General features: G+C 47.4%; 5 protein-coding genes. All 5 read right to left on the reverse strand.

What is annotated here, in order from left to right; translation table 11 throughout:
- A partial coding sequence (locus SY1_RS02270) for a hypothetical protein (protein WP_208872604.1) occupies window positions 1-377 on the reverse strand: 377 nt, incomplete at its 3' end.
- 494 nt (window positions 378-871) lie between these two features.
- Window positions 872-1,198: a hypothetical protein gene (locus SY1_RS02275; protein WP_208872605.1), complete on the reverse strand. Its 327-nt coding sequence runs from the start codon at window positions 1,196-1,198 to the stop codon at window positions 872-874.
- A 122-nt stretch (window positions 1,199-1,320) separates the two neighbouring features.
- The gene (locus tag SY1_RS02280; protein ID WP_208872606.1) at window positions 1,321-1,950 is read right to left on the reverse strand and encodes a hypothetical protein; all 630 of its coding nucleotides are present in this window, start codon (window positions 1,948-1,950) and stop codon (window positions 1,321-1,323) included.
- Window positions 1,951-2,074: 124 nt separating this feature from the next.
- Entirely contained in the window at window positions 2,075-2,701 is a 627-nt protein-coding gene (locus SY1_RS02285; RefSeq protein WP_208872607.1) for a hypothetical protein, read from the reverse strand.
- A 96-nt stretch (window positions 2,702-2,797) separates the two neighbouring features.
- Window positions 2,798-3,389: hypothetical protein (locus SY1_RS02290; protein WP_208872608.1), on the reverse strand; the 592-nt coding region annotated here is incomplete at its 5' end.

The raw sequence follows: 3,389 nt of genomic DNA on the forward strand, positions 1-3,389 counted from the left end.
CCAGAGCTCGTTCCTTCTTCGCGCAAGTCGAAGAAGAAAGCAAAGAGAACGATGCTCGTCAGAACATATCCAATGCATAACAGGCAGAACAAAATAAGGAGCCCGAGGCGCTTCCATTTCAGCGTTATGCCGCGATAGATCGTCCAGGAGAAATAAAACTCCGCACACAGCGCTGTTGTCCACTCGATCAAAAGGCTGGTCAACTTCTCCTCTTCGCCAAACAAAAGAAACGCCTCGTATTTACCCATCGAGCTTCGGATATTTAAAAAAAGCAAAAGGATAGCCGAAACGCAGACAAGGATATTGTATATCCTTGTCTCGTCCGGATGGAATCCCGATCCCTTAACGCCTGTAGCATCGTCGTCGACACGAGACATCTTAAAAAGCCTCCCTAACTTTTCAAAGTCAGGAGTAAAAGAAGTACGAAGTACTCTAAGTTTATCCCTGCCCCCGATTCGTGTCAAGGGTTACGACAGTTCCCCAATCCGCAGCTCACAACGACCTTAATCAAGCCCGTCATCGTATAGGTTAACTCAACTCCGACCTTGCATCCGTCCGGCGCGGCAAAAAACGCGCAAAACCTGACCTCGCCACACGTTAAAAACTTTGCCTTTGGATTTGGGAATCACTTTAAATCGGGCTTAACAGGAGCTATACGTCTCCATATGGCGGAATCACTGGCCTTGAAGAGGTATTTAAGGTCATCTGACGCAGGCGGAACGTTAATTGATGACGAACCATAGGGTTTTCGATAAGGCATACGTATTGCCGCCTTTTCAAGCCTTGTCTTGGCAGCATGACTTTTTCGCTGAAGCCCAAAATATCCCTTAATATGGGGTGGCTCAAGGTAAACCCAATCCACCACACATCTTCACTCGCTCCGGTCACATAAAAACTTATTTAAAGATGGATTCAGCAAAACTGGGTCATTGGGCCAATACAAATCGGGATACGCTTCAAGAAATACCTCTATATTGTTAACACCTTTTTTAACCTTTTCAAAAACATCTTTTTTAGTAAAATATACGTGGTATACTGTCTCCGATATAGAAGTTAAAATGTGGGGCACGCTAGCACGCATAAAATTCTTATCTTCAACCACAACCGTGTGGTCCAGCCAGTGGTACAGAAGCGGCGACGCCGCAAGCAGGAACAGCAACAGAACAACAAGCGTGCGTCTTGTAACGTACCGTTTCAATTGAAAACGCCTCCCTTCCAACGTACGGTACCCGCGACCCTTCGGTTAATCAAGATACAGGATAATAGGCCGTTGCAGCCCTTGAGGGCAGAAGCACCACCAAGCCCGACAGCAGAAGTGCTTTAAAATACCTGTTCATCATGAGTTCCCTCCTTGAAAAGTGCATCTTTCAACTCGGCTTCCACTTTAACAGCCCGTATCCAGACGACAGAGTCAGAGGCCTTGAAAAGAAACCTCTTATCATCTGAGATCGGGGGAGAATCGATCGATAAAGAGCCGTAAAGAGAGTGCCCGTACAGCAGCTCTCGTCTTTTTTCAATACTCTCTTTAATAGTCGGACTCGCTCTATCCAAGCCAAACCGACCTTCAACGTGCGGCGGCTCCAGGTCATACCCCAACCAGAACACATCTACACTGTCACCCAGTATGTAAAAGCTCATAAATGGAACGGATGAATTAGCAATGCTCGGATATTTTTCGACGAGCATTTTCATGTTGTCAACTCCTATCCTTAAATCAGACAGAAAAATATCCCTGCTCTCATTGTCCTTAGAAACGTAGTAAGAAAGTTTGTCTTCCAAAGAACACAACCGCAAAAGAACGACTCTAACAGGAGAAATAGCATGCCCTCCTTGTATCAGCCTGTCATAAAACACCAGCGTGTGGTCCAGCCAGTCGTACACCAACGGCGACGCCGCAAGCAGAAACAGTACCAGAACCACAAGCGTGCGTCTTGTAACGTACCGTTTCAACTGAAAACGCCTCCCTTCCCAACGCACCACACCCGACAACCCTTCGGTTAATCAAGATACAGGATAATAGGCCATTGCATCCCTTGAGGACAGAAGCACCACCAAGTCCGACAGCAGAAGTGCTTTAAAATACCTGTTCATCATGAGTTCCCTCCTTGAAAAGTGCATCTTTCAACGCGGCTTCCACTTTAACAGCCCGTTTCCACACGACAGAATCAGAGGCCTTGAAAAGAAACCTCTTATCATCTGAGATTGGGGGAGAATCGATCGATAAAGAGCCATAGAAAAAGTATCCCAACCGTTTTTGATTGGAGACTTCTTCAATCCTCTTTTTAACAGTCAGGTTCGCTCTGTCCAGGCCAAACCGCCCGTCAAGGTGCGGTGGCTCCAGGTTATACCCCAGCCAACACACATCTCCGCTGTCTCCCGTTATGTAAAAGCTCTTAATAGAGGGTTCAGTCTTATATTGATATTTTTCAGTAAGCATTTTCATGTTGTTGACTCCCCTCCTTAAATCGGACAGTAAAATGTCCCTGCTTTCATTGTATTTAGAAACATAGTAACAAAGGATATCTTCCATATAACCCAACCGCCCATCAACGACTCTGACAGGAGGAAAGGCATGCCCTCCCTGTATCAACCTGTCATAAAACACCAGCGTGTGGTCCAGCCAACGGTACACCAACGGCGACGCCGCAAGCAGAAACAGTACCAGAACCACAAGCGTGCGTCTTGTGACGTACCGTTTCAACTGAAAACACCTCCATTCCCAATGTACTGCACTCGGCACCCCTTTCTCATGAACAACACACCCCTCTTTCTAAGATTTTGCGGAGAACTAAACGCCCTACGGCACCCTGACGCAGGGGAACGGCTCGACGTTCAAAAACACAACCAGCGGGATGTACACGTTGTCAAGAATGCGCCACTTTTCATCATTCCAGTAGTTATCGTCACGCATCGTTACAAGATCCGGGTGTTTGAAATCCGGCACGGCAAGTACCGGGCCATTAAGCAAAAGACAATTCCCCATAGGCTTCGCCTTTGAGAGGCGCTCAGCAAAAAGAGCATCCCACAACGATTTATCCGTGTAATAGACGTCGCGCGACACTTCGGAGGAGAGCTCAAAGTACCCCTCCTCGTTTACAAGAGCAACATGATAAATATAATGCTCAACCTTAAACGGAGGCGAAAAATAGATCAATGAAGCGGTTTTGTTGAGGTCGACGTCAAGATAGCACACGTTGTCACGAAGGATAAAACGAAGCGCTCCGGCGTCAAAAAGCACCTTGTAGTTCACGCTTTCCATGGAAACGGCCGTTCCCCGGGCATCCGTTGAGGCGGCAATCTCCCCCAGGGCGCGCAGAAATTCTTCCCGGTCCGTCAGAAGGTAGTTTTCGTCCAGGCCGCGCCTGTCATAGACCGCTCTCAGCACATCG

This window comes from Fretibacterium fastidiosum (assembly GCF_000210715.1).
GTDB classification, from domain to species: domain Bacteria; phylum Synergistota; class Synergistia; order Synergistales; family Aminobacteriaceae; genus Fretibacterium; species Fretibacterium fastidiosum.